This window comes from Pseudoalteromonas umbrosa (assembly GCF_030125375.1).
GTDB lineage: Bacteria > Pseudomonadota > Gammaproteobacteria > Enterobacterales > Alteromonadaceae > Pseudoalteromonas > Pseudoalteromonas umbrosa.
Genome location: NZ_JASJUU010000024.1, coordinates 47,100 through 71,807 on the forward strand (window position 1 = coordinate 47,100; position 24,708 = coordinate 71,807).

General features: G+C 44.3%; 21 protein-coding genes. 16 read left to right on the plus strand and 5 right to left on the minus strand.

Translation table 11 applies throughout. The features are described from left to right. Positions 1 to 60: 60 nt before the first annotated feature. From QNM16_RS26080 to QNM16_RS26095, 4 genes are all read left to right on the plus strand, one after another. Positions 61 to 939, plus strand: a complete 879-nt coding sequence (locus QNM16_RS26080; protein WP_284023120.1) for an acyltransferase — start codon at positions 61 to 63, stop codon at positions 937 to 939. A gap of 46 nt (positions 940 to 985) precedes the next feature. Beyond that, entirely contained in the window at positions 986 to 1,903 is a 918-nt protein-coding gene (locus QNM16_RS26085) for an acetyltransferase (RefSeq protein ID WP_063361935.1), read from the plus strand. Then, entirely contained in the window at positions 1,900 to 3,060 is a 1,161-nt protein-coding gene (locus QNM16_RS26090) for a mechanosensitive ion channel family protein (RefSeq protein ID WP_284023121.1), read from the plus strand. The genes QNM16_RS26085 and QNM16_RS26090 overlap by 4 nt, the downstream gene beginning before the upstream one ends. A 217-nt stretch (positions 3,061 to 3,277) precedes the next feature. Next, positions 3,278 to 4,090 carry a substrate-binding periplasmic protein gene (locus QNM16_RS26095; protein WP_284023122.1) on the plus strand — a complete coding sequence of 271 codons (813 nt, stop codon included), beginning with the start codon at positions 3,278 to 3,280 and terminating at the stop codon, positions 4,088 to 4,090. A gap of 5 nt (positions 4,091 to 4,095) precedes the next feature. On the opposite strand, the gene QNM16_RS26100 is transcribed toward QNM16_RS26095, so the two are convergent. After that, positions 4,096 to 6,465 (minus strand): S41 family peptidase, encoded by a 2,370-nt coding sequence (locus QNM16_RS26100; RefSeq protein ID WP_284023123.1) that lies wholly within the window; start codon positions 6,463 to 6,465, stop codon positions 4,096 to 4,098. A 188-nt stretch (positions 6,466 to 6,653) separates the two neighbouring features. On the opposite strand from QNM16_RS26100, the gene QNM16_RS26105 reads away from it, so the two are divergent. Then, complete coding sequence (locus QNM16_RS26105) at positions 6,654 to 7,145, plus strand: DUF6653 family protein (protein ID WP_284023124.1); 492 nt, start codon at positions 6,654 to 6,656, stop codon at positions 7,143 to 7,145. On the opposite strand, the gene QNM16_RS26110 is transcribed toward QNM16_RS26105, so the two are convergent. After that, positions 7,138 to 7,488 (minus strand): rhodanese-like domain-containing protein, encoded by a 351-nt coding sequence (locus tag QNM16_RS26110; RefSeq protein WP_284023125.1) that lies wholly within the window; start codon positions 7,486 to 7,488, stop codon positions 7,138 to 7,140. The two genes, QNM16_RS26105 and QNM16_RS26110, sit on opposite strands and share 8 nt — an antisense overlap. 83 nt (positions 7,489 to 7,571) lie before the next feature. Between QNM16_RS26110 and QNM16_RS26115 the strand changes: the two genes are divergently transcribed. From QNM16_RS26115 to QNM16_RS26125, 3 genes are read left to right on the plus strand one after another with little or no spacing between them, the layout of a single operon-like run. After that, entirely contained in the window at positions 7,572 to 7,901 is a 330-nt protein-coding gene (locus tag QNM16_RS26115; RefSeq protein WP_284023126.1) for an ArsR/SmtB family transcription factor, read from the plus strand. Continuing rightward, on the plus strand, positions 7,901 to 11,194 hold the full coding sequence (locus QNM16_RS26120) for an efflux RND transporter permease subunit (protein ID WP_284023127.1): 3,294 nt from the start codon (positions 7,901 to 7,903) through the stop codon (positions 11,192 to 11,194). Before QNM16_RS26115 ends, QNM16_RS26120 begins: the two co-directional genes overlap by 1 nt. After that, the gene (locus tag QNM16_RS26125) at positions 11,178 to 12,236 is read left to right on the plus strand and encodes an efflux RND transporter periplasmic adaptor subunit (protein WP_284023128.1); all 1,059 of its coding nucleotides are present in this window, start codon (positions 11,178 to 11,180) and stop codon (positions 12,234 to 12,236) included. Before QNM16_RS26120 ends, QNM16_RS26125 begins: the two co-directional genes overlap by 17 nt. 4 nt (positions 12,237 to 12,240) lie before the next feature. Here the strand turns inward: QNM16_RS26125 and QNM16_RS26130 are convergent, their stop codons facing one another. Beyond that, entirely contained in the window at positions 12,241 to 12,918 is a 678-nt protein-coding gene (locus tag QNM16_RS26130; RefSeq protein WP_284023129.1) for a nitroreductase family protein, read from the minus strand. Positions 12,919 to 13,162: 244 nt separating this feature from the next. On the opposite strand from QNM16_RS26130, the gene QNM16_RS26135 reads away from it, so the two are divergent. Together QNM16_RS26135 and purT are read left to right on the plus strand one after the other, a co-directional pair. Then, positions 13,163 to 13,837, plus strand: coding sequence for a fumarylacetoacetate hydrolase family protein (locus QNM16_RS26135; protein WP_284023130.1), 675 nt, complete (start codon positions 13,163 to 13,165; stop codon positions 13,835 to 13,837). Positions 13,838 to 13,941: 104 nt separating this feature from the next. Next, the gene (purT, locus tag QNM16_RS26140; RefSeq protein ID WP_284023131.1) at positions 13,942 to 15,129 is read left to right on the plus strand and encodes a formate-dependent phosphoribosylglycinamide formyltransferase; all 1,188 of its coding nucleotides are present in this window, start codon (positions 13,942 to 13,944) and stop codon (positions 15,127 to 15,129) included. Positions 15,130 to 15,177: 48 nt separating this feature from the next. Here purT and QNM16_RS26145 read toward each other — a convergent pair whose 3' ends face one another. Beyond that, positions 15,178 to 15,864 carry a TorF family putative porin gene (locus tag QNM16_RS26145; RefSeq protein WP_284023132.1) on the minus strand — a complete coding sequence of 229 codons (687 nt, stop codon included), beginning with the start codon at positions 15,862 to 15,864 and terminating at the stop codon, positions 15,178 to 15,180. A 274-nt stretch (positions 15,865 to 16,138) separates the two neighbouring features. Next, the gene (locus QNM16_RS26150; protein WP_284023133.1) at positions 16,139 to 17,305 is read right to left on the minus strand and encodes a hypothetical protein; all 1,167 of its coding nucleotides are present in this window, start codon (positions 17,303 to 17,305) and stop codon (positions 16,139 to 16,141) included. 443 nt (positions 17,306 to 17,748) lie between these two features. Here QNM16_RS26150 and QNM16_RS26155 point away from each other — a divergent pair, with 443 nt between their 5' ends. From QNM16_RS26155 to QNM16_RS26180, 6 genes are all read left to right on the plus strand, one after another. Further along, entirely contained in the window at positions 17,749 to 19,698 is a 1,950-nt protein-coding gene (locus tag QNM16_RS26155) for an AsmA family protein (RefSeq protein ID WP_284023151.1), read from the plus strand. A gap of 201 nt (positions 19,699 to 19,899) precedes the next feature. Next, positions 19,900 to 20,664: an SDR family NAD(P)-dependent oxidoreductase gene (locus QNM16_RS26160; protein WP_284023134.1), complete on the plus strand. Its 765-nt coding sequence runs from the start codon at positions 19,900 to 19,902 to the stop codon at positions 20,662 to 20,664. 227 nt (positions 20,665 to 20,891) lie between these two features. Beyond that, positions 20,892 to 21,161, plus strand: a complete 270-nt coding sequence (locus tag QNM16_RS26165; protein WP_284023135.1) for a phosphopantetheine-binding protein — start codon at positions 20,892 to 20,894, stop codon at positions 21,159 to 21,161. A 3-nt stretch (positions 21,162 to 21,164) separates the two neighbouring features. Next, positions 21,165 to 22,460: an ATP-grasp domain-containing protein gene (locus tag QNM16_RS26170; RefSeq protein ID WP_284023136.1), complete on the plus strand. Its 1,296-nt coding sequence runs from the start codon at positions 21,165 to 21,167 to the stop codon at positions 22,458 to 22,460. Next, positions 22,457 to 23,548, plus strand: coding sequence for a hypothetical protein (locus tag QNM16_RS26175; RefSeq protein ID WP_284023137.1), 1,092 nt, complete (start codon positions 22,457 to 22,459; stop codon positions 23,546 to 23,548). Before QNM16_RS26170 ends, QNM16_RS26175 begins: the two co-directional genes overlap by 4 nt. Beyond that, the gene (locus tag QNM16_RS26180) at positions 23,532 to 24,704 is read left to right on the plus strand and encodes a radical SAM protein (protein ID WP_284023138.1); all 1,173 of its coding nucleotides are present in this window, start codon (positions 23,532 to 23,534) and stop codon (positions 24,702 to 24,704) included. The genes QNM16_RS26175 and QNM16_RS26180 overlap by 17 nt, the downstream gene beginning before the upstream one ends. Positions 24,705 to 24,708: the final 4 nt, after the last annotated feature.

The following is a 24,708-nucleotide window of genomic DNA, read 5'->3' on the forward strand; positions in this document are numbered from 1 at the left end:
ACAATACTAAGTTGTGATGAGGTATAGTCGAGTAAAATAAAAGTAGTAAAGGAACTTTGCATGTCGCTAGTCCGTCAAATTGTGGGGCTGATTTTATACGTCCTAAATACATTAATTTGGTTTGTGCCGATATTTATATGCGGTGTGCTCAAACTGATCCCCATTCCTCCGTTACAGCGTTTACTAAGCAAACTTGCTAAATCATGTGCAAGTATGTGGGTTGCTGGTAATAACGTAAATCAGCGCTGCGTCTCACCGTATCAGCTGCAAATTAATGGCGTCGATAAGCTCAACAGAAAAGACTGGTACCTAGTGATTGCAAACCATCAAAGCTGGGTAGATATTTTAGTGCTACAGCGGGTATTGCATCGCAAAATTCCATTTTTAAACTTCTTTTTGAAAAAAGAGTTATTGTATGTGCCGTTTTTGGGATTGGCTTGGTGGGCATTAGATTTTCCTTTTATGACCCGCACGAGTAAAAGCCAAATTAGGAAAAATCCTAAATTAAAAGGCAAAGATATCGAGACGACACGCAAAGCCTGTGAAAAATTCAAAACGATGCCAGTGAGTATTGTGAATTTTGTTGAAGGAACGCGCTTTACGGATGAAAAGCACCAAAGACAAAACAGCCCATTCAAACATTTACTTAAACCTAAAGCGGGTGGTATTGCGTTTGTGATGCAGGCGATGGGTGAGCAAATAAATCAAGTGGTGAATGTGACCATTCATTACCCTAACGGCGTACCGACATTTATGGATTTCGTGGCTGGTAAAGCCGGGCAAATTAACGTTGAAGTTGAATTAATGCCAGTGAGTGACAAGTTGGTGGGAGACTACACGGGCGATAATGAGTTTCGCGTTCAATTTCAAGGGGAACTCAACCGTCTTTGGTCTGAAAAAGACAAATGCATTGAGCAATTAGCTACTCCAAGCGAGTAGTTGTTTAGTGCGGCCCACAATAATAAGTTAGTAAGGGAAACAAACTATGAAGAGTATATTACCGAAGTGGTTTCACGGTGCGATTGGCGCTTTATTTTTGTTACTCAATACGGCATTTTGGGGGCTGATCATACTGGGCTTGGGCATCGTAAAGTGGTGCCTACGCGTTCGCTTACTCTCGGTGCTTTTACACTGGGCTTATCATAAATGGTGTGTGGGTAATCGCATTGGCTTAAAGCTCGGTGGGGTGTCTATGCATGTTAAAATGCCACAAGCTATCTCAGTAAATGGTTGGTATTTACTGGTATCAAACCACATAAGTTGGTTGGATATAGTGGTACTGAGTGCGCAATCCCAGCTGCCTGCCCCGAAGTTTTTTCTTAAAGATGAATTGAAATATGTACCATTGATTGGCACCGGGGCATGGGCTTTGGATATGCCGTTTATGAAACGTGCCAGTAAAGCGCAAATTGCTAAAAATCCGAAGTTAAAGCGCATGGATGTCGAGCGCACAAAGCAAAGCTGTAAAAACTTTAAGCATCACCCAACGACGGTGATTAACTTTGCTGAAGGGACGCGCTTCACAGCGCAAAAACAGCGCCGCCAAGCTAGTCCTTTTGATAACCTCCTGAAACCAAAAGCGGGGGGAACTGCCTTTGCACTGGATGTATTAAGCGAGCAGGTCGATGGCTTATTAAATACCGCTTTGGTATATCACAGCGAAGATTTACATATTTGTCGCGCCTTTGTACTTGGACGCCTTGATGCGGTTTCTTTGCAAGTTGACTATATTCCTATGAGTGAATTGCCTTTAGGAGATTATCAAGGTGATAAAGCATATCGAGTACAATTTCAGGCTTATATGAATACACTTTGGCAGCAAAAATCTGCACAGATAGCAAGATTAGAGCAGCGCCCTGAAGGGGAAGCGGATAATGTGCCATCAGAGGTGAACTCTCTATGAGTATGGTCCATTTGCAAGATGTGATTTCGCCTTTTGTTGGCGGTCAGAGCATGCACCCATTTATCTTGGCGTCGCTAACAAACAGTGTATCACTGATCGGGTTAGTGGTTATTTTTGCCTTGATAAAGCTTGCGCTCGTGCCCAAAGTCAAAAACATGTTGTCTCAATTTTTACGAGCTAAGATTGCATATCTTGCCCCTCAGTTAAGTAAACTCAGTGGCCGTGTCGCATTGCTGATCAGCAGTATTTTGTTTGTGATGATCAACAAGTACATGTTTGTTGCACCGGCGTGGGTCATGAGCCAGCTGCAACTGCTGGCCCAAGTGATTTTGATAGTGGCGTTTGGCTTCTTGGTGAGTTCATTATTGAACATTGCCCATACGATTTATCAGCAACAAAAATTTGCTAAAGACGTGCCTATCAAGGGCATCGTACAGCTAGTAAAGCTGATGGTGTTTATTGTCACGACTGTGTTGGTTGTAAGCACCATTGTCGATAAATCGCCGACATATATACTCTCAGGTTTTGGCGCCATTGCAGCGGTTACTTTATTGGTTTTTAAAGACACCATTTTGGGTTTGGTTGCCAGTATTCAAATTGCAGCCAATAAGCTCGTTGCCACAGGTGATTGGATCCAAGTCGATACATTTGGTGCCGATGGCGAAGTGATTGATTTAGGACTCAACACGGTCCGAGTGCGCAATTGGGATAATACGGTGACGACTATTCCAACATACGCTTTGATATCGGATTCTTTTAAAAATTGGCGTGCGATGCAAGAATCTGCTGGCAGACGAATCAAACGCAATATCCCCATTGATATGAATAGTGTCTGCTTGCTAACTGGAGCACAAATCGACGAGTTAAAAGCGAAGTTTCCTGCACTGAATGCGCTCAAGCTACCTGAGATGTGTAGCAACCTCACTGCATTTCGGATGTATGCTGAGTACTTATTGAAGCAAAGACCCGAGATAAATACTGAGTGTACTTGCATGGTGCGTGAGCTATCACCTTCATACCACGGTATTCCAGTGGAATTTTACTGCTTCAGTAAAGATAAAAGCTGGGTGAACTATGAGCATATTCAGGCGAATATTCTCGACCAAATGTTGTTGTTACTCAATGAGTTTGAGCTTCGTCCATATCAAGTGTTGTAATCGTATTATCACGGCGAGATAAAGCAATATGTACTACGCGTACAAAAATCACTGAGCTGAGTGCACCTAGTATGTTAAGGTGGTGACATAGTCACGATTTTATTGTGGTATTTTTGTGACAATCAGATATGTTATAAAGAGGGAAAGCTGGTAAAGGTAGTGGCAAGTACGCTGAGTGCCCTGGTGTCAAAACGCGTGTTATTAGGTAGGTGATCGAATGAAGTTAATAAACGTGCTATTACAGAGTATGTTCGCTTTGACATTTAGTGCGTATAGCCTTGCGGTAGACCAAATTGTCCATGTTGCTGTTGATCATGCCCCGCCTTATAGTCGCTTGAGCGAGAATAACCATCCTCAAGGCCTTATCTTAGATATCCTTAAATATGCTGAATTAACCAGCGGGAAAAAATATAAAATCAAAGCCGTGCCCTGTCCTTTTTCACGTTGTGTACGTTTGCTTAGCAAAGGCAAAGTGGATGTCATGGGGGGCTTAATTCGCACCCCTGAACGTGAAAAAATCATGTCCTTTGTCGAGCCGCCTTATATGGTGCTGTCTTCATCATTTGTCTTTTATGGCCAACAAAATAGCGATATTGAAGTCAATCGCTATGAAGACTTGCAAGGTAAGCGGATTGCTGTGATGCGCGGTGGCGCTTTTTTTCCACAGTTTGATAAAGACAATAGTTTAAATAAAGTCGCGGTGCCGTCTGAGCGTGTTGCGGTAGACCTTGTATTAAAGGGGCGCGTTGATTTGGTGATTGCGGTTGAAGACACGGCTGATATTGCGATGGATGTGCTTGACCAGCCCATACACAAATTAAAGAAAATGCAGTATCGCCATACCCAACCAATTTATGGCTATATGGCGATGAGTGAGTCGTTTGCCAATTCTGGGTTGGGTAGTCACATCTCTCAGCAAATGCACACTATGGCAAAAAATAAGACGTTGGACAAATTAGTCGCGCCTTATCATTTACCTAAAATCCCTACCCAGCTTATTGAACCCTTGGTCTCATTTTCACCACACTAGTCATGTTAGGGCTGCTGTTTTGGCAGTTGAAGAGTAAGTCTAAATAGCAAGGTTTCAAGTTGATTGTACACGGCTTTAACCTCGTCTGTTTGCGCGTAAGTATCTGTCAGTAAAACATAGCCAGTTTGATTAAAGGTATCATTAAAGAGCAGTGAGGTGGGGCCTGTACCATGGCTAAGGTGGTAAAACTTGCGATTATCACGATGCCAAAAATAATGAGGGTGGGGTGCATTCTCGCTCGATAAATCAGGTGACAGTTTGCTCAATAAGTTGCTGATATCATCTGCGGTAGATATGAGCCTGTGATGCGCTTGATCTGATGTGTTATACCAGTGTGTACTGTGCATATTGAGTGGTTCAAAAACATAGTGTTGGGTTAACTGAGACAAGGGCGCTTGATGAGTTTGTGAAAAAAGCGAGCTGGCAAGTGTGAGACCTAAGCGAGAGTAAATCTCAGCATTGCTTTTATCAATCCCATAATGGCTCGAAAAGTTGCCTTTGTGATATAGCGCCCCTTCTTTATGTAAATATGCTTCTAGCAAAGCGTCAGGGCTAGTAAACATGTCAGGGCAGAGGCTTTGCGCCGGGTCTGAGATACAGGGTAAGAGGGATTGATCATCAACAATACCGCTTTTGCCCGTTAATAGCTGCGCTGCAGTGATATGCTCAATGGGACTGTCGAGCTCAAAGGGTAATATATGCGCTAGAGGCTGGTCGAGCTGTAACATGCCGTCAATGCTCGCATTGTGCATCGCATCCCCAATTAACACGCTGTCTAAACCCGTGACATCAAACGGACTGTTGGTATTGACGGTACGTTTGGGTTCTATTGAAAACCCTTGGCTGTATATGGATTTACCCTGTGCCATAACCGCAATGGCGATACTTGGGATATTACCTTGTGCTTGAAGCGCCGTGACTTGACGCTCAAAGTCGTCGATATCCATTGTGGGAAAGGGCGTTTTATCGAGTTTATTCAGCACAAAGTCATAGGTTTCAAATCTGCGCATTTTTAGGTCATATTTACTGAATGCAGGGACATGGTGATCTGGTGTGAAGCCTGTGTGTTCAAACATGTCGCCTTGGGCATTGCGATATACTTCATTGGATAAACTGATTTGCCAGCCGTTTGGTAGGGTAAAGCGCAAGGCATCAGACAGTGAACCTGCGGTTTCCTCACCGACTAAGGATACATGGGGGAGTTGATCCATGGCCATAGTGAATACTTCTGCTGCACTGACGGTTAACTGGCTAGTGAGTAGGTATACAGGTCGTGTGTAAGCAGCTTGCTTGGCTTTCAATTGCTGACGCACCGGAATACCGCGCCCTGCGGTGTTGATGGCTCGCTTGTTAAATGCCAACACATCTTGGTCAGAAAAGTAATTGGCAACGGCCAAAGCGATGGCATCATCCCCGCCGGTGTTATGGCGGATGTCAATGATGATGGCGTCAGTATCTTGGAGGTCGGCCATAACATTGTCCATCATAGTGCGCGCGGCCTTTAGGTTTTGAACTTCATCTGCATCATCGTGTGTGGCGTAGCTGTCTAGGTTGTTTAGAACCAGTACCCCAACATTACTTGCTGTCTTACCCCAAAGTGCAGTGGCATTGTCACTATTTTGTGGGTGTGTCTTGATGCTTTCTGTTAAGAGGTATTGTTTACTCACTTGCTGTGATTGAATTTGATAATCTTCGAAGAGTGCATTTACATCACCGGGCTTGCCTTGTAAGCGCTGTAAGGCTGCATCTTGCTGTATGGCGCTTAGGATAGGCGTTGGTTTATGAGAAAAATACTCCTGTTGTGCTGAGGAGATGGTGACATGCATATCTTGTAGGGGGGCAACCATGTCTGAAAGCAGTGTAAAAAGAGCTTCATCAGTCATTGTATCAGTCACTTGGGCACGGTACTGCTGATATTGTGCCTGCCAATCAAGCTCTTTGACTGAAAAAAACGCATAGTAGTCGTTAAAAGTATGCCAGAAGTAGTCAAAGACGGCATGAGATGAGGCGCTCTTTGATATTTTTATGGGGGTTATACACTGGCTTGGCAATGCATCACTGTGTGTATATTGGCTTGGGTACACATCCCCTTGACGTTGTATTCGCAATCGATTTGAGCCGAGTATGTCAACGGATGACAACGATGCGTTTGCTGCATGGTGAGGTTGCGCTGACACTTGAATGCAGCCATAGCTGTTGTACTGATAGCTGAGTATGCGATTCATGGTGATATGAAGGACCTGTCCGTAGCCTGTCTTTTGCCAATTTCCCGCTGAGCGCTGTAAATCAGTGCGATGATCTTGATTATCCTGACAACCAGTGAGCATTAAACAAGTGGCCATTAAACAGGAAGTGTATTTCAAAGCCAGTGTCATAATCAGCAATCCTTTGTATGTTGGTGTCTAAATAAAGTGACATCGAGTCTACAAGTCAGTAAGTGGATGTGCTGTAAGCTAGTTGACTAAAAACGTCAGTAAATGTGTAATCAGTGCTACATTTTTAAACAGTTCACTGCTGTGTTTGCGGTTAGTCTGTTGAACAAAGTGTGTTTAAGGATAAATAGATGCGGTTTGAAGACTTGGCAGCAAAGTACTTTTCTATGAGTGAGGAAGTGTGGCAAAGACACACAAACCCTTGGAGTGTTTGGACACGTTATAGCTGTTTACCACTGTTGATTGCGTGTATTTGGTGGCGAGACCTATTTGGAGTATGGTTTTGGCCAATATTAGCTGCACTGAGTGTGTGGATTTGGGTAAACCCTAGGTGCTTTAAAAAGCCTGCCCATACAGACAACTGGGCGTCACAAAGTGTGCTTGGAGAACGCATCTTAATTTACCAACGTGCGCAAGTACCCTCGCACCACTTCAAAACACTCGATGTGATTTCAGCGTTATTATGTGTATTTACCGCGATGTCTGTCGCGGGGCTGTTTTTTCATGAGCCGATCAGTACGTGCACAGGTACAGTTGGCCTAATCCTCGCAAAAACATGGTTTCTTGATCGCATGGTGTGGCTCTATCATGAGGTTCATGGTCGTGATGAGGTCATTAATTAGAGAAAATCGTACACAACTTGTCTGCGTGACACGTCACGACAGTCACCCGCTGATAGCCTATACGTTTAAGTTGCTCGGCGGCAAATAAAGCGCGACTGCCCGCCGCACAATGCAGATAGATGGCGCGATTTTGATCCGGCTCTAATGTAGGCAGTTTAAACTCGAGTAAACCTCTTGGGATATTGACTGCGCCCATGGGAGCACCGGTTTGGTGCTCCGACACTTCCCGCACGTCAATCAATAAACCGTGATCGGACTGTATTTCTCGTTTTGCTTGCATACCATCAATACATCTTTGTTGGTCTTTGAGGATGGTAAGTCGCGTTTGCACAGATTTGAGCATAATCGTGAATTCATTATATTAGTATTTTCTAATATTAGATCTTTCTAATGTACTTGTCTATAATGCTGTCAAAGACAGGTGACATGGACATAATATTGAAAGCACAAGATATGGCGCAAAGTGCAGGGCACGCAGAGGCGCTACTTAAACTGATGGCAAATAAAAACCGCTTAATGATTTTATGTAGTTTGCTACAGCAAGAAATGAGTGTCAGTGAGTTAAATGCGCAGATACCATTGGCACAGTCTGCATTGTCGCAGCATCTGGCTGGGCTGCGTAAAGCCAATGTGGTGGCAACGCGTCGTGATGGACAGACAATTTACTATCGGATCATTGACGATAAGGTCACGGCGATTTTGGCTCAGTTGTATCAACTATTTTGTCAGCCAACTACCGACGAGGGCGACAGTTAATGTTCACAAGCGTGATGAGGCAACTACTGCATAGTCGCATTCCTCTCTTTATCTTACTGATCAGTATCCTATTTGGGATACTGGCGCTGCATCAGACTGCACGTGAAGAAGAGCCGCAAATTGTGGTGCCAATTTTGGATATCTATGTTGAGGTGCCAAATATTTCGGCCTCTGAAGTGGCGCGTTTGGTGACTGAACCCCTTGAAAAAATACTCAGACAAATTCCGGGTGTCGAGCATGTCTATTCAACCAGTGCATCTGGCAGTGTGTCGGTGACACTGCGCTTTGAGGTCGGACAGGACCGAGAGCGCGCTATCCTCAATACTTATACCAAGTTATATGCCAATGAAGATACGATGCCGAGCGTGGTAAAACACTGGCAAATAAAACCGGTTGAAGTAGATGATGTAGCGATACTAATGCTGGGCTTATACAGTGAAGACCCTGAACGCTATAGCGACTTTGAGTTAACGCGCATTGCGCAAGAAGTCTCGGCACAATTGCAAACCATTAATGACACCAGTGAAGTGTCGGTGCTATCGGGGCGTACACGGCAAATTCAGGTCGCACTCAACGCCAGTGCATTGGCTGCGTATCACACCACGCCACTGGATGTATTAAAGGCAATTGAATATGCCAACCAACTAGATACGGTGGGGGACTTTGTTGTTGGCGATAAGCACTGGCAGTTGCAAGCTGGAGATGTGCTGCGTACGACCGAACAATTAAACCAATTGGTTGTGAATGTCGTTAATGGCAGACAGATTTATCTCTCGGATATTGCCACCTTGCATGATGGACCCAGTGAGCCACATCACTATCAGTGGATCACACTGGATGATCAGCGACGCAATTTACCTATGGTGACCTTGAGCGTTGCTAAGCAGCGCGGCAGCAATGCCGTTCAGGTCGCTGAGCAAAGTCTGGCCATGATGGATAAGCTGGAGTCTGAATTATTGCCAGCCGGTGTACGATATCAGGTATTGCGAAATTATGGGCAAACAGCGAATGAGAAGGTAAACAATCTCACTGCGAGTCTGGCTTTTGCTATTGTGACAGTTGTGGTTTTTATTGGTCTCTTTTTAGGTTGGCGGCAGGCACTGATCATTGGCTTGGCTATTCCTGTGTGTTATGGGATCACACTCAGTTTGGGCTATCTATTTGGTTACACCATTAACCGGGTAACCTTGTTTGCATTGATCCTTGCCTTGGGGTTATTGGTGGATGACCCCATTACAGGGGTCGACAACATGACGCGTTTTTTACGTCGTTACACAGATAGGTTGAGCCCATCAAAACGTGCTAATACCATTGTGGATGCGATGCTTGAAGTAAAAGTGCCGTTATTAACATCCACATTGACTATCATCGTGGCATTCATTCCATTGGCATTTATTACTGGCATGATGGGCCCTTATATGGCACCCATGGCGTTTAATATTCCAGTGGCGGTGATTGTATCAACCTTAGTTGCTTTGTTTGTCACACCTTGGTTGGGCAGTAAACTACTGGGCAGCACGACAGCCACAAAGACTGCGCAACATAATCAATGGTACAGAGGGTGGCTGAGTTCGTTGCTCGCTAACCCAATCAGAGCAAAATGGCTGCTTTGGTCTGTACTTGGTTTATTTATTGTCAGTGCAAGCTTGCCATTACTGCGAGCAGTGCCACTCAAACTCCTACCATTTGATAATAAAAATGAAGTGCAAGTGCTGATTGATATGCCACGAGGTACGAGTTTAGAGGCCACGGCAGCAATGACGCAGCGAGTACAAGAGGTTGTTTGGCAATTACAGGAAGTGACGGCAATGGCTGCCTATGTTGGTCGGCCATCCAGTGTTGATTTTAATGGCATGGTACGCGGGTATTATCAACGCCATAGCAGTCACTTCTCAGAATTAAGAGTCTTATTAGTTGATAAGCAGCACCGCGTTCATCAGTCCCATGCTGTGGTGCTGAGAATGCGTGAAGCATTGGCGCCGCTGATAAAAAATGGAGTTCGTATCAAAGTGGTTGAGGTGCCGCCTGGACCCCCTGTGATGTCGACATTAGTCGCTGAAGTGTATGCCAGTGATTTATTTACAGCGAAAGCCACGCATGTGGCAGCCGCCTATGTGCTTAAAGCACGACTTGAGCAAGAAGCACATGTAACAGAAGTTGATATGTCATTGGTCCCTCAAGCGGTGCGCCAACGTTTCATTTTGGATAAACGCAAAGCCGCCTTATCAGGCATTGTCACTCAGGATGTGAACCAGACATTGCAGATTGCTAGTGGTGGTTTCGTTGCAGGTGTGTTGCAAGTACCCCATGAAGTCACCCCGCTTGATATTGAATTACAGTTGCCCTTTGCAGAGCGTAACCAATGGCCTGTGATTAATGCACTGCAGTTAAGAGGTACGCATACATTGGCAAAAATTACGGCGGGGAACGCACTTGAAAGTGCCACTTCACCTCTGGTGCCTTTGGGGGAGCTTGGACAGTGGCAGCAAAGTTTAGTGGAGCAGCCTATCTATCGCAAAGATCTCAAAGAGGTGATTTATGTGACGGCTGAGCTTAATGGAAGAACGCCAGCAGCGGTCATTGCAGATATTGTCAGCGATGAGGGTAAAACAACACAGCACATTCAGTGGCCTTGGCAGTCACGAACATTTTTATCCAGTGGTGCAGGGCTTGGTTGGCAGTTGCCTGCAGGGACAGAATACCGTTTCTCTGGTGAAGGAGAGTGGCGTATTACTGTGGATGTATTTCGCGATATGGGGATTGGCTTTGCCTTTGCACTGACGGCGATTTTCATCATTTTACGCTGGCAAACAGCATCGAGTGCACTGGCTGGCATCATTATGTCGGCTATTCCGTTGACCATGATAGGGATCATGCCGGGGTTTTGGTTATTAAATCAGTTTGGTGAGCGCACCGTAGCTGGGGCACCTGAGCCAGTGCTGTTCACCGCCACTGCCATGATTGGCATGATAGCGTTGGCAGGTATTGTGGTGCGAAACAGCCTTATTCTAGTCGAGTTTGTTAATCAGCAACGTGCCCGTGGGGTGGCAATAAAAGAGGCATTGTATCAGGCTGGGGAAGTGCGCATGCGGCCAGTATTACTCGCGGCTGGAACAACCATGTTAGGTAATTTAGTCATTATTTTAGACCCTGTGTTTAGCGGTCTTGCACTGGCGATTATTTTTGGCACTTTGGCATCCACAATATTGTCACTGTTTGTGGTGCCTGTGGTGTATTTTTTGGTGTTTAAAGACACAGAATATAAGGAGGCAGGCAATGCGCTTAACAACTAGATATTGGGGAGCGATGAGCGCATTCATTGCATTAGGGGTTTTATTAGGCTCTTTTTCTGGGCTATTTAATACACAAGTTGAGCCGCAATTTCGTGCTAAGTCTGCTGTTTATAGTGGCGAGCAATACCTTGTTACCACGACAGAGGTGACACCTGAAGATTTTGTCAGCGCCAGCTTAGTTGCCAAAGAGAATACGCTGGTATCTAGCCGTGTGTTGGCACAGTTACACACGCTAGAGGTGCGGGCAGGTCAATTAGTGAAAAAGGGCCAATTGCTGGCGACTTTAGAAGATACTCAACTACGTGCTTCTATGGAGGAAATTCGCGCGCAAAGTCGGGCCAATGAAGCGCAATTATCTCAGGCACAAAAACAGTTATCGCGTAGCGAAGCTTTATTGAGTAAAGGTCTTGTCGCCAATAATCAAATGGATGAATGGCAAAGTAAAGTTGATGAGCTCAAGGCGCGTCGCGCTGCACTGACAGAGCAGTTAAGTGGCGCACAAGCGGCGCTAAATTATACTCGCTTGCATGCGCCATTATCTGGCGTGGTGGTGGAACGACTGCAAGAGCCGGGTAGCATGCTTAGCCCAGGTGTGCCGATTGTTGAGATTTTTAATCCTGCGAGTTTGCAGGTCAGCGGTGCTGTACGCTCTAGCTTAGCGGGCCAGCTCAAAGTAGGTGATACACTGCAAGTGGAATTGAAAGCGTTGAGTACAAGTGTCATGGGGACAATCAGTGAAATTGTACCTGTAGCAGATAGTTTAGCCCGACAATTTGAAATTAAGCTAGATATAGTGCCGCCAAAAGGCAGTAAGCCGGGCATGTATGCGCAGATAAGCTTGCCTTCCAAACCTCTCAAGAGGGTGGTGATCCCACAATTGTATGTAAAGCGCACTGGGCAGTTAACCATGGTGTATGTTGTTGAGCAGGGTATAAAACAGCGCAGACTGGTCCGCTTAGGCCAATCGTTGGGAGAAAATGTGGTGGTGGTCTCTGGGCTGGCAGCAGGGGAAGCACTGGCGATAGCCACTACTTCCTCTTAATCAGTTAAATAAATGACGCAATCTCATCCAATGATTTTTTAACTAATGCATGCTCTGGTACCGTGGCATCTTCAGCTGGATAGCCAGCTATCAGCAGCATGTATGGACGCTCATTGTCTTTGTCGCGTTGACAAATCTCCGTTAAAAAGCTCATCGGCTTCGGAGTATGTGTTAATGTTGCCAAGCCTGCGTTGTGTAGTGATTGGATTAAAAACCCAGTCGCGATACCGACTGACTCATGCACGTAATAGTTGGTATTTTTATCTTCTGCATGGATCCCACCTTTCTTTTGGGTAAAAATAGCAATGAGCCAAGGCGCATGCTCCAAATACGGCTTTTGTGCATCTGTACCCAAAGGCTTTAACGCATCCAACCATTCATCACCTGCACGGCCCTCGTAAAAGGAACGCTCAAGCTGCTCGGCTGCTTCCCTAATTTGCTTTTTCACATCACTGCTGTGAATCGCCACAAAGTGCCATGGCTGGTGGTTTGCACCACTGGGCGCCAGCCCTGCAGTTTTGATACAGGTTTCGATAACTTCTTTTGGTACAGGGCGGTCACTAAAGCTGCGAATGGTATGTCTGCGTTGCATGAGCGAGAAGTTATCATCGGCGCGTTGCTGCATCTCTTGCGGCGAATATTCTACAAAGTCGGTGAGTGGGATATTGTCATGGGCTTTCATGGATGTGATTCCTAGTTACTTGCTGTGTGGTTTTTATAACTTGTGATTATAAAGGTTTCAACTTATCGCGCATTTTGATTAACATAAAGTTTCCATAACAGTGGCAAAATAAGTTTACTGTCGCGTGCAAAGAGATGCGCAAAATAATATCTATGTATATTGAGTATAAGCATAATCTGCTCAATGTTTGTCTTGAAGTTAGATACAATTCTAGGCGAATCACAGGATAGTAATGGAGAAAGTAATGTATCAGCATAAATGGGTATCAGGAGATGCAATATCGTTTCCAGTCGGTAAAGCCGTCTGTATTGGCCGTAACTATGTGGCTCATGCGCAAGAGTTAAACAACCCCATTCCCGAGTCTCCTTTATTATTTATTAAACCTGCCAGTGCGTTTTGTGATCTTGTTCCTGCATTCACGATTAATGAACAATTTGGTGAGCACCATTATGAGGCGGAGTTAGTGTTGTTAGTCGGCGAGACGATAACAGCGCATACACAAGAGCCGCTGTCACACATTTGTGGTATTGGCCTTGGCCTCGATCTGACTTTACGTGATTTACAGTCTCAGCTTAAAGCGCAAGGACATCCTTGGGAGCGTGCAAAAGCGTTTGATGGTAGTGCTTGTTTATCTACATTTGTACCTGTGAAAGAACTTGATTTGGCAAAGCCTTTAGAGTTTAAATTCTGGCAAAATGGTCAGCTTAAACAGCATGGCGAAACTGATAAGATGATTTTTAAACTAAACCACCTACTCCAAGAGATAACGCGATACTTTACCTTACAGCCGGGCGATATTGTCATGACAGGAACGCCACAGGGTGTAGGTAAGCTGGATGTGGGAGACTTACTTACGTTGCAACTTGGCGACTATGAGCATGTACAGTCTCAAGTTCAATCGTTATCCCTGCTGGCTTAATAGTTTTAAACTGATGTATTGGAATACTTGGATAATTTGACTGGACTCATTGCGCTTTCTGGGCTTAGGCTATTGGGGTGAATTTACGTATATCAGGAAAAATTATGAAAACTAAGCCATTAGGCACCCCTTTTAGCCAATCAGCTTGCAAAGTATTGTTTTGTGGTGGCGGAGAGCTGGGCAAGGAAACTGTGATCGAATTTAAGCGATTGGGTGCAGAGGTCATTGTGTTAGACCGCTATGACAATGCACCAGCCATGCAAGTTGCAGACAGAAGCTACACGTTATCTATGTTGGATGGCGAGCGGTTAGCAGAAGTTATTCGTGCAGAGCAGCCTGATTACATCGTGCCAGAGATTGAGGCGATTGCCACAGATACACTTGTTGAGTTAGAGGCTGAAGGCTTTACGGTTGTACCTACGGCAAAAGCAACGCAACTCACTATGAACCGTGAGGGGATCCGCCGATTAGCAGCTGAAGAATTAAAGATAGCGACTTCACCTTATCAATTTGTGGATAGCATCGATGACTTTCGTGCGGCCGTTGAACACATTGGCATGCCATGTGTGGTGAAGCCGATCATGAGCTCATCGGGTAAAGGGCAAAGTGTGGTAAAAACACATGAGGATATTGAGTCTGCGTGGGAATATGCACAGCAAGGCGGTAGAGCGGGGCAAGGGCGTGTTATTGTCGAGGGCTTTGTAGATTTTGATTATGAAATTACGTTACTGACCATACGCCACAGTCAGGGTACTAGCTTTTGTGCCCCAATTGGACATGTACAAGCCGGTGGAGATTATCAGCAAAGCTGGCAGCCGCAGGCAATGAGCGAACTTGCATTGGCACGCAGCAAAGACATAGCAAGCAAAATTACTGAGGCACTCGGTGGTCGCGGCTTGTTTGGCGTTGAGCTTTTTATCAAAGGGGACGAGGTTTATTTTAGTGAGGTATCTCCGCGTCCGCATGATACTGGCATGGTGACCTTGATCTCCCAAGACTTGAGTGAGTTTGCTTTACATGCACGTGCTGTGCTTGGTTTGCCAATTCCTGCGATTCACTTTCATGGCCCTTCTGCATCCAGCGTTATCCTTGTTGAAGGTGAGTCTGACCGAGTACAGTTTGGTAATTTAGGCCAAGCGTTAGCTGAAGCACACACTGATATTCGCTTGTTTGGTAAACCACAGGTTCAAGGTGTCAGACGCATGGGCGTTGCATTGGCGCGAGACAATAGCGTGGATGAAGCGATAGAAAAAGCAAAGCGTGTTAGCGGTGCAGTTGAATATACTGTTTAATTGCGTGAAATAGGGCCTTATGGCCCTAAGGTTTGCAGCAAAATAACCCTATAACTCAAAGTCGATGGCGTAGCTCACATAGACTTTGAGGTCGTCATCGGCATCAAGGTCGGTTTTTACGAGGCCAAAAGTATAGCCATCTTTACTGAGACTTACGCCATAATCCATATAGCTGTCATCTTCTCCTGTCCACTCCATGACGGTATCACCACTGGAATTACCAATATGCAAGCCCAGCTCGGCGTCTGTGAAAACAGGGAAAGCAGCACTTAGTTCAACATAGAGCATATCTTCTTCTGTGCTGCTATCAGATTGCGCATGTGTCATATAACTCACTTTTAAGCTGACGTTACGCCAACCGAGCGCACCATAGACTTCACCAAAGTCAATATCGCCAGCTGCATCAGGGTAAGCATAATGAATGTAACCAACGTCATAGCTCAGCGCATTCACCTCGCCACTAAACCCTAAATAAAAATCTAATTCATAGCTGGTACTGGATGTGTCACCAAAGTCGACATTGGAGACCCAAGTGCCCATATAAAATCCAGATTCGTGGTTATAATCAAGCCCCCCAGACACGGCTGCGCCATCATCAGATTGGGTGATGCCACGCCAAAAGTAATTAGAACTGGCAGCAGCATTAGCGGAAACTGAGTGTTCGCTGGCTGAAACAGCGTGGGTAGAAAGGAGCGCTGCACAAGTACACAATAAGAGAGTTGCTTTGTTTGTCATAATGGTTCCTATATGGCACAGAGTAAATCGTATTTTTAAAACAAGTGGCTCTGGGATGGTCAGTGATAGAACAAACCGCAGAGGTATATCAGCGATCGCAAACTGCGCGCCAAGTTAGGCGCATTGGCTAGAATTTAGTTTAGGTGATTGAAATAAAATGTAATAAGTTTTTTTAATGATGAATGTATGAGGAAGTGTATTTTATCAGTATGCACATCCATGGTGCGGAATGGATCAGCCTGCACTGATAGTATGCAGGCTGTGAGCTAGGTGATTAGCCAAATATGGCACGCATTAACTGAATGGTTTCATCAACGCTTCTGCCTTTTTCGACTTCCGCGATGATTGAATCGCGTTTGGCACGAATATGTTCAGGCATAGATTCATCGCTGAGGGCTCTATCAACTAGCGTTTCAGCTGACTCTTTACTTCTGCGCACAGATTTAGTGCCAGAGCCGCTAGATGTGCGTTTTGGCTTGTGCAGTAGCTTGTAATAGTTCGACGAGGTCGCCATGTCTTCGTCAGCATAATAAAATAATACGGGTAGCAGTGCCTTGATATCAGCCAGCTTGGCTTCAAGTTCGTTGCTGCCACTGGCCATTGCAAACCATGGCATTTTAGCAATTGTTTGCACTATGTCTTGCCAGTAGCGTTCGAAATCTCGATTGTTTAAACGTGTGATCCCTAACGCTTGGCAAAGTGCATCAAGGCGATTGTTGCTGATAGGTGTAAATACATCAGGACGACGCATGGCCAGTAAACGCGTGGCTGGTGCAAGCGTTGGTTTTTCATCGCTACCATTGAAAGCGCTGAGAAATGCGATGGTAAACCCTTGATAGTGCTCTAATGTAACCGGGCCTTCGAGTGGAATATGCGCTAAAGCATCATCGAAAGCACCCGGTAGGTCAGCCAGCTGTTGGTGGAACCCTTTGGCGCTTTTTGTCGACGCGAACCACTCGACATCAAACTGATAAACGCTGGTATCATGCTTTGCAGTATGTTTACCGGCAAAAGCTAGGCGGTCCTCTACAATCATATCTTGTAGTTTGCTATCGCGTAGTGTGGCAATGTAGTCTAATAGTTTTAATTGTTCATCTAGTACTAATATGTCACTGCGCTGAGTGATGAATTCACCAACTACAGGCCAAGGGGCAATTCTCAGTGTTTTGACTTGTAAAAAGCTGATAGCTGAGATCAGCAGGTCTTGGAGTTTTTTAACTGTTGGTAGCTGGTGGTCATCCAGCAGGTCAAAATTGATTCGGTTTTTAGCCACATCGAGTAACTCATAACACCAACCCAAGAAGTCCTCCGGGTGATTCTCTACTTTAACTGCCATCAGGTTCAGGCTGATCTCAGTAGATTGCTTTAAGATGTTTTGGTAAATCTGACTTTCTTGTTCGCCCAAAGCCATATTTGACGGTGAAATGAGCAACTTTTTCATGCTGCGTGAGTACTCCAAGGTTAGGTTGAAATCTAGACTATTCAGTTTAGCGAACGTATCGTTAAACTGGCAAGGGCGAGGATCATACCGAGTTCTAGCACAGTTGCAATGTGGTTTTTGCGTCTTTTTTATTCTTTGTTTTAATCTGCTTTTTTTAATGCGCATATTTTGCAAAAAATAGGGAGTATTGCGATTTGGTATTGTCTACCTATTGAAGCCTTTAGGTGTGGGTGTAATTTCCGATGATTTATCATTGAATGTGTTATTTAAACTATAAAAACAGAGGTTTAGGGTTTTTCTGGTAATCTGTAAAATGATTCAATAAAACGTTAAATTGATTTTTATTTTAGCAAGATAGCATTTAGCCTCAGTGCTGCTTTGTGGTTTTTTATCAGCCTCGCTATCATAATGCATAGATAATTATTTCTCTGGAAGGATGGATGATGAAGGCGATATTAAAAGGTGTAGTAGGGTTACTGATATTCATAGTTGTGTTGATAGTTGTGGCACCCATGTTGATCCCAACTGAAACGATTGTGTCACAGATCACGACTCAAGTTGAGAAGGCCACAGGCCGAAAGTTAACGATTGCAGGTGATAGTGAATTATCCATTTTACCAGAGTTGAACATTAAGCTTAACCAAGTGGCCTTTGATAACATGCCAACGGGCAGTGCACCACATATGCTGGAAATGGAACAGTTAGCTGTACATATTCCATGGGGGTCTTTGCTATCAGGTGATTTTCAGCTGGAGCGCTTTGTCATTCAAAACCCCAAAGTTTTGTTGGAAGTGGACTCAACAGGTAAGCCAAATTGGCAGTTATTTGGCGCAACATCGACATCACCAAGCACATCAACGAATAAAACAAGTTCAGGTCCTGTCACCTTGCCTGATGGATTTGATATTGCTTTAGGGGAAGTGGCAATTTATGGCGGGTCACTCACTTATGTAGATAATCAAGGTGGAACTAAAGAAGAACTGAATGATTTATCATTGAGTGTAGCGCTTCCTTCATTATATCAATTACTTTCAGTGCAAGGCCAAGTGACTTTTCAAGGCCAGCGCTTTGACCTTGAATTAAGCGTAGATACGCCAGCTAAGGCAATTCAAAGTGAAGACTTCAAATTTACTAAAATGCTTCGCAATGAGTTGGTAAATATCGATTTTAATGGCAGCGTACTCAAGCAAGGTCAGCTGTTCGAAGGCGCGCTTTCGCTGTCGGGCAGTTCAGTGAAATCGTTAGCTGCATGGCAAAAGGTCGACTTGAATGCCAAAGACAATGCCTTTAACCAGTTTGAAGTCACAGGAGACATGTCATTTGCGGACAATGTGTTTAGTCTCAAGCAGTTCACTGCTGCACTAGATGAGTTGGCCATAAAAGGTCGTGCACAAGTGAACTTAGCCCAGAGATTATCGGTCAATGCAGATGTCGATTTGGGTATGCTTGATTTGAACCCTTATTTACCAGAGCCTGCTGCAGCGCCTGAACAAACGCCTGAACCAAAAGAAGACACGCCTGCGCAGCCTATCGTATGGGATGATACTGAAATTGACTTGTCCGCTTTAAATACATTAGATGCGGATATCGTGGTGCGCTCAACAGGGTTAATAGCGCGCAAAGTTACTTTAGGTAAAAACCAGTTGTCAGTGAAGTTAAATGGCGGCAAAGCTATAGTGTCATTGGACAGCTTTAATGCTTATGAGGGAACAGGCAAAGGGAAAATAGAAATCAATGGGGCCAAAAAGCCGTATCTGATCAAAACAAATTTCGCGCTTAATGGCATTAATGCTGAGCCATTACTCACTGACGCCATCGACTTTGATAAGGTGCTGGGCAAAGGCAGTATTAATTGGCAGTTAACTACTCAAGGGGTGAGCCAAAAGCAATTTGTCTCGCAGCTAGGTGGACAATTGGCATTTGAGTTTAAGGATGGAGGTGTAAAAGGGGCCAATTTGGCTGAGATGGTAAGAAAAGGTCAAGAAATGCTCAAGGGCAATTTTTCAGGGTTGTCTGAAGGCATTAATGCAGATTTTGATCCTCAGCAGAAAACCGACTTTTCAGCACTCACGGGGAGCTTTAAGTTTAATAAAGGTGTTGGGACGAATACCGATTTATTGCTGGCAAGCCCACTTATTCGCGTGACTGGCTCTGGGGATGTTGATTTGCCTAAGACGTTTGTCGATTATCGTTTGGTAACAGGCATAGTTGATACTATTGAAGGGCAAAGTAGCCGTGATAAAAGTACAGGCTTTAAAGTCCCTGTAAGGATCAAAGGCCCATTCCACAAAGTGGAAACGAACTTAGATTTAAGCAGTGCGGCTAAAGACAAAGCCAAAGACACAATTAAAGATAAACTTAAAGACAAATTCAAAGGCTTATTTGGCGGATAACATTAAGCTTTTTACGTGTGGCGATGCATTGGCATTTTGGGCAATGTATCGTTACATCAGTTAATGCATGGACTGCCCTTACCAATTAATCTTCTAGGTAATTCCTCCAAGTTACACTTTCAGTTTATATTTTCTCACTTTCTCATTCGGTTGTTTTGTGAACTAATAGTGCCAGTTGTGGCTAAAAAAGGTTCTAAGGAAATGACACTATTTGATTTAAGTAACAAAGCTATCATCGTGACTGGAGGAAATCGTGGGATTGGTTTTGCGTTGGCACAAGGACTTCATCAGTTTGGTGCAAAAGTAATTATAGCTGCGCGCGATGAGAAACGTAATCAACAAGCATGCGATGCAATTGCAATGGGCTCAGAACGTGTACTCCCTGTTACATGTGATGTGACCTGTCTAGATAGTGTTTCTAGTGCATTTAAACAAGCTGAGGATTGGGCTGGGGGGCTATATGGATGTATAGCGAATGCAGGCGGTCGTGGTGTTGGTTGTGCACTGGATGAGATGGATGCAATGGCATGGCGCACGACCTTAAGTACTAATTTAGAGGGTACAATGAACACATTCAAAGCAGCCATTGGGCCTCTAAAAGCTTTTGGTGAAGGTCGTCTACTGGCGGTATCAAGTCTTGCTGCGCTGCATGGGAGTGCGCAATTTACTGACTATAGCAGTGCCAAAGCGGGAGTTGAAGGTTTATGCCGCGCTCTATCAATTGAGCTTGCACCACACAAAATCACAGTCAACTGCATTATGCCTGGATGGGTGGATACTGATATGAACGCTGATATAAAACAAGACAAGCGACTATTTGAATCAATAAAAAGGCTGAGAGTTCCTTTGAAACGTTGGGCATCTGCAGAAGAAATGGTTGGTGCAGCTGTCTATTTAATGTCAGGTGCTGGTAGTTATCACACTGGGGATACGCTCCGGATTGATGGGGGCTACCATATTGGGTGATATCCACATAGCACTTAATTTGCGAAACATACTAAAGAGAAATTTTTTTGTTGTTAATTTTGCAGCTTTTTGATGATGCTTTTTTTTAAGTACCCGTTTTAAAAGATTAAATAATGAACAAAGTCCCGCAAATGTAAACAGTGTGTTTTGCATGTAATATTTTTGATTGAAAATTGTGCATCAGTCGTTTAAGTCTATTAAATAGTCTACCGATAATAGAAAAACTGATGGAAGCGCACAAAGTGAATTATTTGTCTGAAATTAATGAGTTACTATGTAGTATAAAAAACGATCCTAGCCTTGCGGGGCAAGTGACAGAGCAAAGTAACTTCATAGAAGATTTTGGTATTGACTCTTTAGATATCGTTGATTTTATGCTGGGGCTAGAGAGTCAATTTGATATCGAAGTGGATTTTGATGCCTTTGACTTTGATAATCTGACGTCTGCTAAGAGATTAGTGGATTATATTATGGCTCATAGCACAACAGAGGCATAAGTCGTGCCTCCTCGTGTATACTGGGCACACTTTGACCCAGAAGCGTGTTGGCATGATTGTAATAGTTTGTCATTGCCAGCGCCTTTAGGTGCAAAGAGTGCATTACACCTAGCATTACTCGATGACATGTTTGTGCCGGCTGATGCACAAGATCTTTCCCTGACAATAGTACCTAAATGTCAGGCGTTACATGATTATCATGTCAGTATTGGTGGCAATTATCACACTCAATCAGTATTTGAGAGTGTGGAGGCTTGGGTATCGGAAGATATGCCATCTTGGCCCGAAATATTTGCTTCAATACAATCTGATGCTGGGACGCCCTATTTAGAAGTACGAGATACACTTTCGTCGTGTGCTCAAATTCCCTATGCTTATTTGGCACAAGCGCCAGTGTCACATTTTCAGTCACCTCCTAGGCTAGACGCAATTCGTTATGCAAATAGCAAATCTACTATTACACAGCTGTGTCAACAGCTTGAAATCCCATGCGTAGGTAAGGTGATTGAACATCAAGACGAGATTACTCAACTTTTGAAATTGGATTGCCCATATGTCTTGAAAGAAGCATTTGGCGTGTCGGGCAAAGGGGCTTATTTGGTCAAAGAGCAGCGTATTGCTGAGCGCTTGGTGCGGCATTTTCAAAAGCAAAGTGCACAGGGCAAACAAGGGGGCGTAATTGCGCAGCCTTGGTTGGATATCGAGATCGACTTTTCTAGCCAATGGGAAATTAGCGCGTGTGGTGAAATAACATTTATTGGTTTATGCCGAGTAGAAAACAAAGCCTTTCGATTTAATGGTATAGATTTATGTTGCCAATCACTGTCTGAAGCTGTGTCTCACTCCAACTATTATGAACAAATTCAATTGCTATTGTCTGAGTTATTTAAAGTAGGCTATTTTGGCTCGGTTTGTGTTGACTCTGCACTGTTAAAGAATGGCACAGTGTACCCTGTGATTGAAGTAAACGCGCGCGAATCAATGGGGAGTATTGCATTACGTTGGCAGAATAAACTGTCGATAGGCAATAGTATTCGTCTACGCCAATATGATGTCACTTATCAAGCGCCAGTTAATTTTGAATCGATTCTCCATAAATTGGCATTGCAAGGTGCATTGTTTTGCCATGGAAAATTAGGTGGAATAATCCCTATCGCAGCTGCGAGCTTTGGACTACCTCAGCAAAATAACCTCGTAAAAGGGCGATGGGTTCACCTTGAGTGCGGATCTCAAACTAGCGAGAGTTATCGCGCAATTTTGCAATCGTGTTTGTCTGATGTAGGGGTCTCTTTGCTATGAAGACTTGGCATTCAGAAGAGGTATTGATCTTAACTGCATCTAGTGGCCTTGGCTCATTTGCTCCGGCATTGAGGCTGAGTACTTTTTTGCGCGAACAAGGTGCTAAGACATCTATTTATTGCCTAGAACAATTATTTGATGAAGTTGCGCTCACTAAGCATCAAGCGACGCGTGCGCGCTGCAGTGCTGATTTTCGTACTGCGATACTATTGCAAAAGGTGGTTGAGCAAGGGGGGGCTGATTTAAACCAAGTTATAGATCCTGACAAGTTAGCGACTATGGTGCACTTATGGCAACAAACGAAGTTTACACGCTGTATTGTTTTTAGCGGGTTTTGGTTATCCATACTTGCCATGGTTTCGCGTGAGTGTGTCCCTGTAGGTTCAGTCGATGCCATTCATATGGATGCGGTGCCTTCAAGTTCTTGGTTACATGGACAAGGCGCTATGCATCAACTCGATATCGACGTGCGAGATTTATATTTGTTTAAAGAAAATCGAAGCGCAGTGCACCACTTATATCCAGTTAGTGAGCCTCTTGAGTGGGAAGCCAGATCTTCACGTGTGCTTTGCCATGGTGGGGGTTGGCAAATGGGGAATTTGATGGCATTGAGTGAGTCGCTAAATCGAGAAGCTATTCACAGTGACATGATTGTATCAGCCGATGCTGCGTTGTCTTCCTCTACTTATCAACGTGTATTTAAAACAGATCCAAATTATCAACCATGGCTAAGTATTGAAGCATTACCTGAGCTTAAGTTATGTGCAGAGCCTAGCGATGATAAATCTCAGCGTCGATTTGAATTTGACCAATTGGCTAAAAGTGCAGCTGCCATTATTACCAAACCAGGCGGCGCCAGCTTACTAGATAGTTTAAATTTTGCTACCCCTTTAATTTTATTACCCGCATTTGGTGAGTATGAAGAGCGTAATGCATGCACTTGGCAATCGCTGGGATTTGCCGTGACATTTGATCAATGGCAGGCAAGTGATTATTCATATGAGTTACTGCACACACTTCATAACAACTTACTTAATCAGTCGTCTGCTTCCCCAATATTTGGAGTGCTTAATGAGACCAGCAACTGAACAGAGAATTACGCGTGAAGAGTTTGCCAGGCTTAAGCTTCGGGCAAAAAATATAGCACGTTTAAAGCGCAATAATGACAGCGATGTCTTTAAGTCAGAAATGGTTCCCGATCAAGTGGGGATCAAGATGAATAACACCTGCAACTTGCGTTGTGCACATTGCTTTGAATGGAATGATGAGGGGTATCATCATCATATGGGTAAGCAGCAAGTGCGTGATGAAGTGGACATCAGATTAATTGAAAAACTACTGAAACAAACGGAGTCGAGCCAAAGTGCATTTTACTTATGGGGTGGAGAGCCGTTGATGTACACAAAGATGGCCGAGCTTGCGGAACTGTTTACGCAGTATCCGAGGTGGCTGACCATATGCACAAATGGCATGTTGATAAAAAAACATTTACCTCATTTACTCAAGGTGTCTAAGCAATTAGCGATGTTGGTTAGCTTAGATGGTTTAGAAGCAGAAAATGATGCGATCCGTGGTAAAGGCGTGTTTGAAAAAGTTGTGCGAGGAATGTCGACACTATTGGATCTGAGAAAAACCGGAGAATACCAGGGTAAGGTTTCGATATGTTTGACCCTTCATGATGCGGTAGTCGGTAAACTCGCACATTTTATTGAATATTTCTCTGAGCTTGGCATAGATAGTATTTACATAGTATTTCCATGGTATATGCCAGAACCTGTCGCAGAGGAAATGGATAGCTGGGTACAGACTAATTTACCCTATCGAGCCAAGTATATTGATGACTTTAGTAAAGCCAGTTGGCATGGTTACACCCACCGTATTGCACCAGAAAATATAGCTCTTTTAAAGAAAGAGTTGGCTGAGATAACAAATCGTACATGGCCTTGTCGGGTGCGTTTCCATCCTGATTTGACTATGGATGAAGTCGAGCCATTTGTATTAGGAGATACCAAACCGGCAGAAGGGAAAATAAAGTGTGCTGCTATTACACATCGTATTGATGTATTGCCGGGCGGCACTGTATCTAGTTGTAAATTTTTCCCCGAACTGGAAGTGGGTAACCTTCAAGCCTTGCCACTTAAAGATATTTGGCAAGGGCGCGCATTTAACGCATTTAGAGATAAGGTTCAGTGTGGTCTGATGCCTGTTTGCTCTAAATGCACACTGTTGTATAGCACTGGGTGATCAA

Bases quoted from the DNA above. Each gene is read 5' to 3' on its own strand.
- QNM16_RS26080 (WP_284023120.1), top strand. From the start codon at position 61: ATGTCGCTAGTCCGTCAAATTGTGGGGCTGATTTTATACGTCCTAAAT.
- QNM16_RS26085 (WP_063361935.1), top strand. From the start codon at position 986: ATGAAGAGTATATTACCGAAGTGGTTTCACGGTGCGATTGGCGCTTTA.
- QNM16_RS26090 (WP_284023121.1), top strand. From the start codon at position 1,900: ATGAGTATGGTCCATTTGCAAGATGTGATTTCGCCTTTTGTTGGCGGT.
- QNM16_RS26095 (WP_284023122.1), top strand. From the start codon at position 3,278: ATGAAGTTAATAAACGTGCTATTACAGAGTATGTTCGCTTTGACATTT.
- QNM16_RS26100 (WP_284023123.1), bottom strand. From the start codon at position 6,465: ATGACACTGGCTTTGAAATACACTTCCTGTTTAATGGCCACTTGTTTA.
- QNM16_RS26105 (WP_284023124.1), top strand. From the start codon at position 6,654: ATGCGGTTTGAAGACTTGGCAGCAAAGTACTTTTCTATGAGTGAGGAA.
- QNM16_RS26110 (WP_284023125.1), bottom strand. From the start codon at position 7,488: ATGCTCAAATCTGTGCAAACGCGACTTACCATCCTCAAAGACCAACAA.
- QNM16_RS26115 (WP_284023126.1), top strand. From the start codon at position 7,572: ATGGACATAATATTGAAAGCACAAGATATGGCGCAAAGTGCAGGGCAC.
- QNM16_RS26120 (WP_284023127.1), top strand. From the start codon at position 7,901: ATGTTCACAAGCGTGATGAGGCAACTACTGCATAGTCGCATTCCTCTC.
- QNM16_RS26125 (WP_284023128.1), top strand. From the start codon at position 11,178: ATGCGCTTAACAACTAGATATTGGGGAGCGATGAGCGCATTCATTGCA.
- QNM16_RS26130 (WP_284023129.1), bottom strand. From the start codon at position 12,918: ATGAAAGCCCATGACAATATCCCACTCACCGACTTTGTAGAATATTCG.
- QNM16_RS26135 (WP_284023130.1), top strand. From the start codon at position 13,163: ATGTATCAGCATAAATGGGTATCAGGAGATGCAATATCGTTTCCAGTC.
- purT (WP_284023131.1), top strand. From the start codon at position 13,942: ATGAAAACTAAGCCATTAGGCACCCCTTTTAGCCAATCAGCTTGCAAA.
- QNM16_RS26145 (WP_284023132.1), bottom strand. From the start codon at position 15,864: ATGACAAACAAAGCAACTCTCTTATTGTGTACTTGTGCAGCGCTCCTT.
- QNM16_RS26150 (WP_284023133.1), bottom strand. From the start codon at position 17,305: ATGAAAAAGTTGCTCATTTCACCGTCAAATATGGCTTTGGGCGAACAA.
- QNM16_RS26155 (WP_284023151.1), top strand. From the start codon at position 17,749: ATGAAGGCGATATTAAAAGGTGTAGTAGGGTTACTGATATTCATAGTT.
- QNM16_RS26160 (WP_284023134.1), top strand. From the start codon at position 19,900: ATGACACTATTTGATTTAAGTAACAAAGCTATCATCGTGACTGGAGGA.
- QNM16_RS26165 (WP_284023135.1), top strand. From the start codon at position 20,892: ATGGAAGCGCACAAAGTGAATTATTTGTCTGAAATTAATGAGTTACTA.
- QNM16_RS26175 (WP_284023137.1), top strand. From the start codon at position 22,457: ATGAAGACTTGGCATTCAGAAGAGGTATTGATCTTAACTGCATCTAGT.
- QNM16_RS26180 (WP_284023138.1), top strand. From the start codon at position 23,532: ATGAGACCAGCAACTGAACAGAGAATTACGCGTGAAGAGTTTGCCAGG.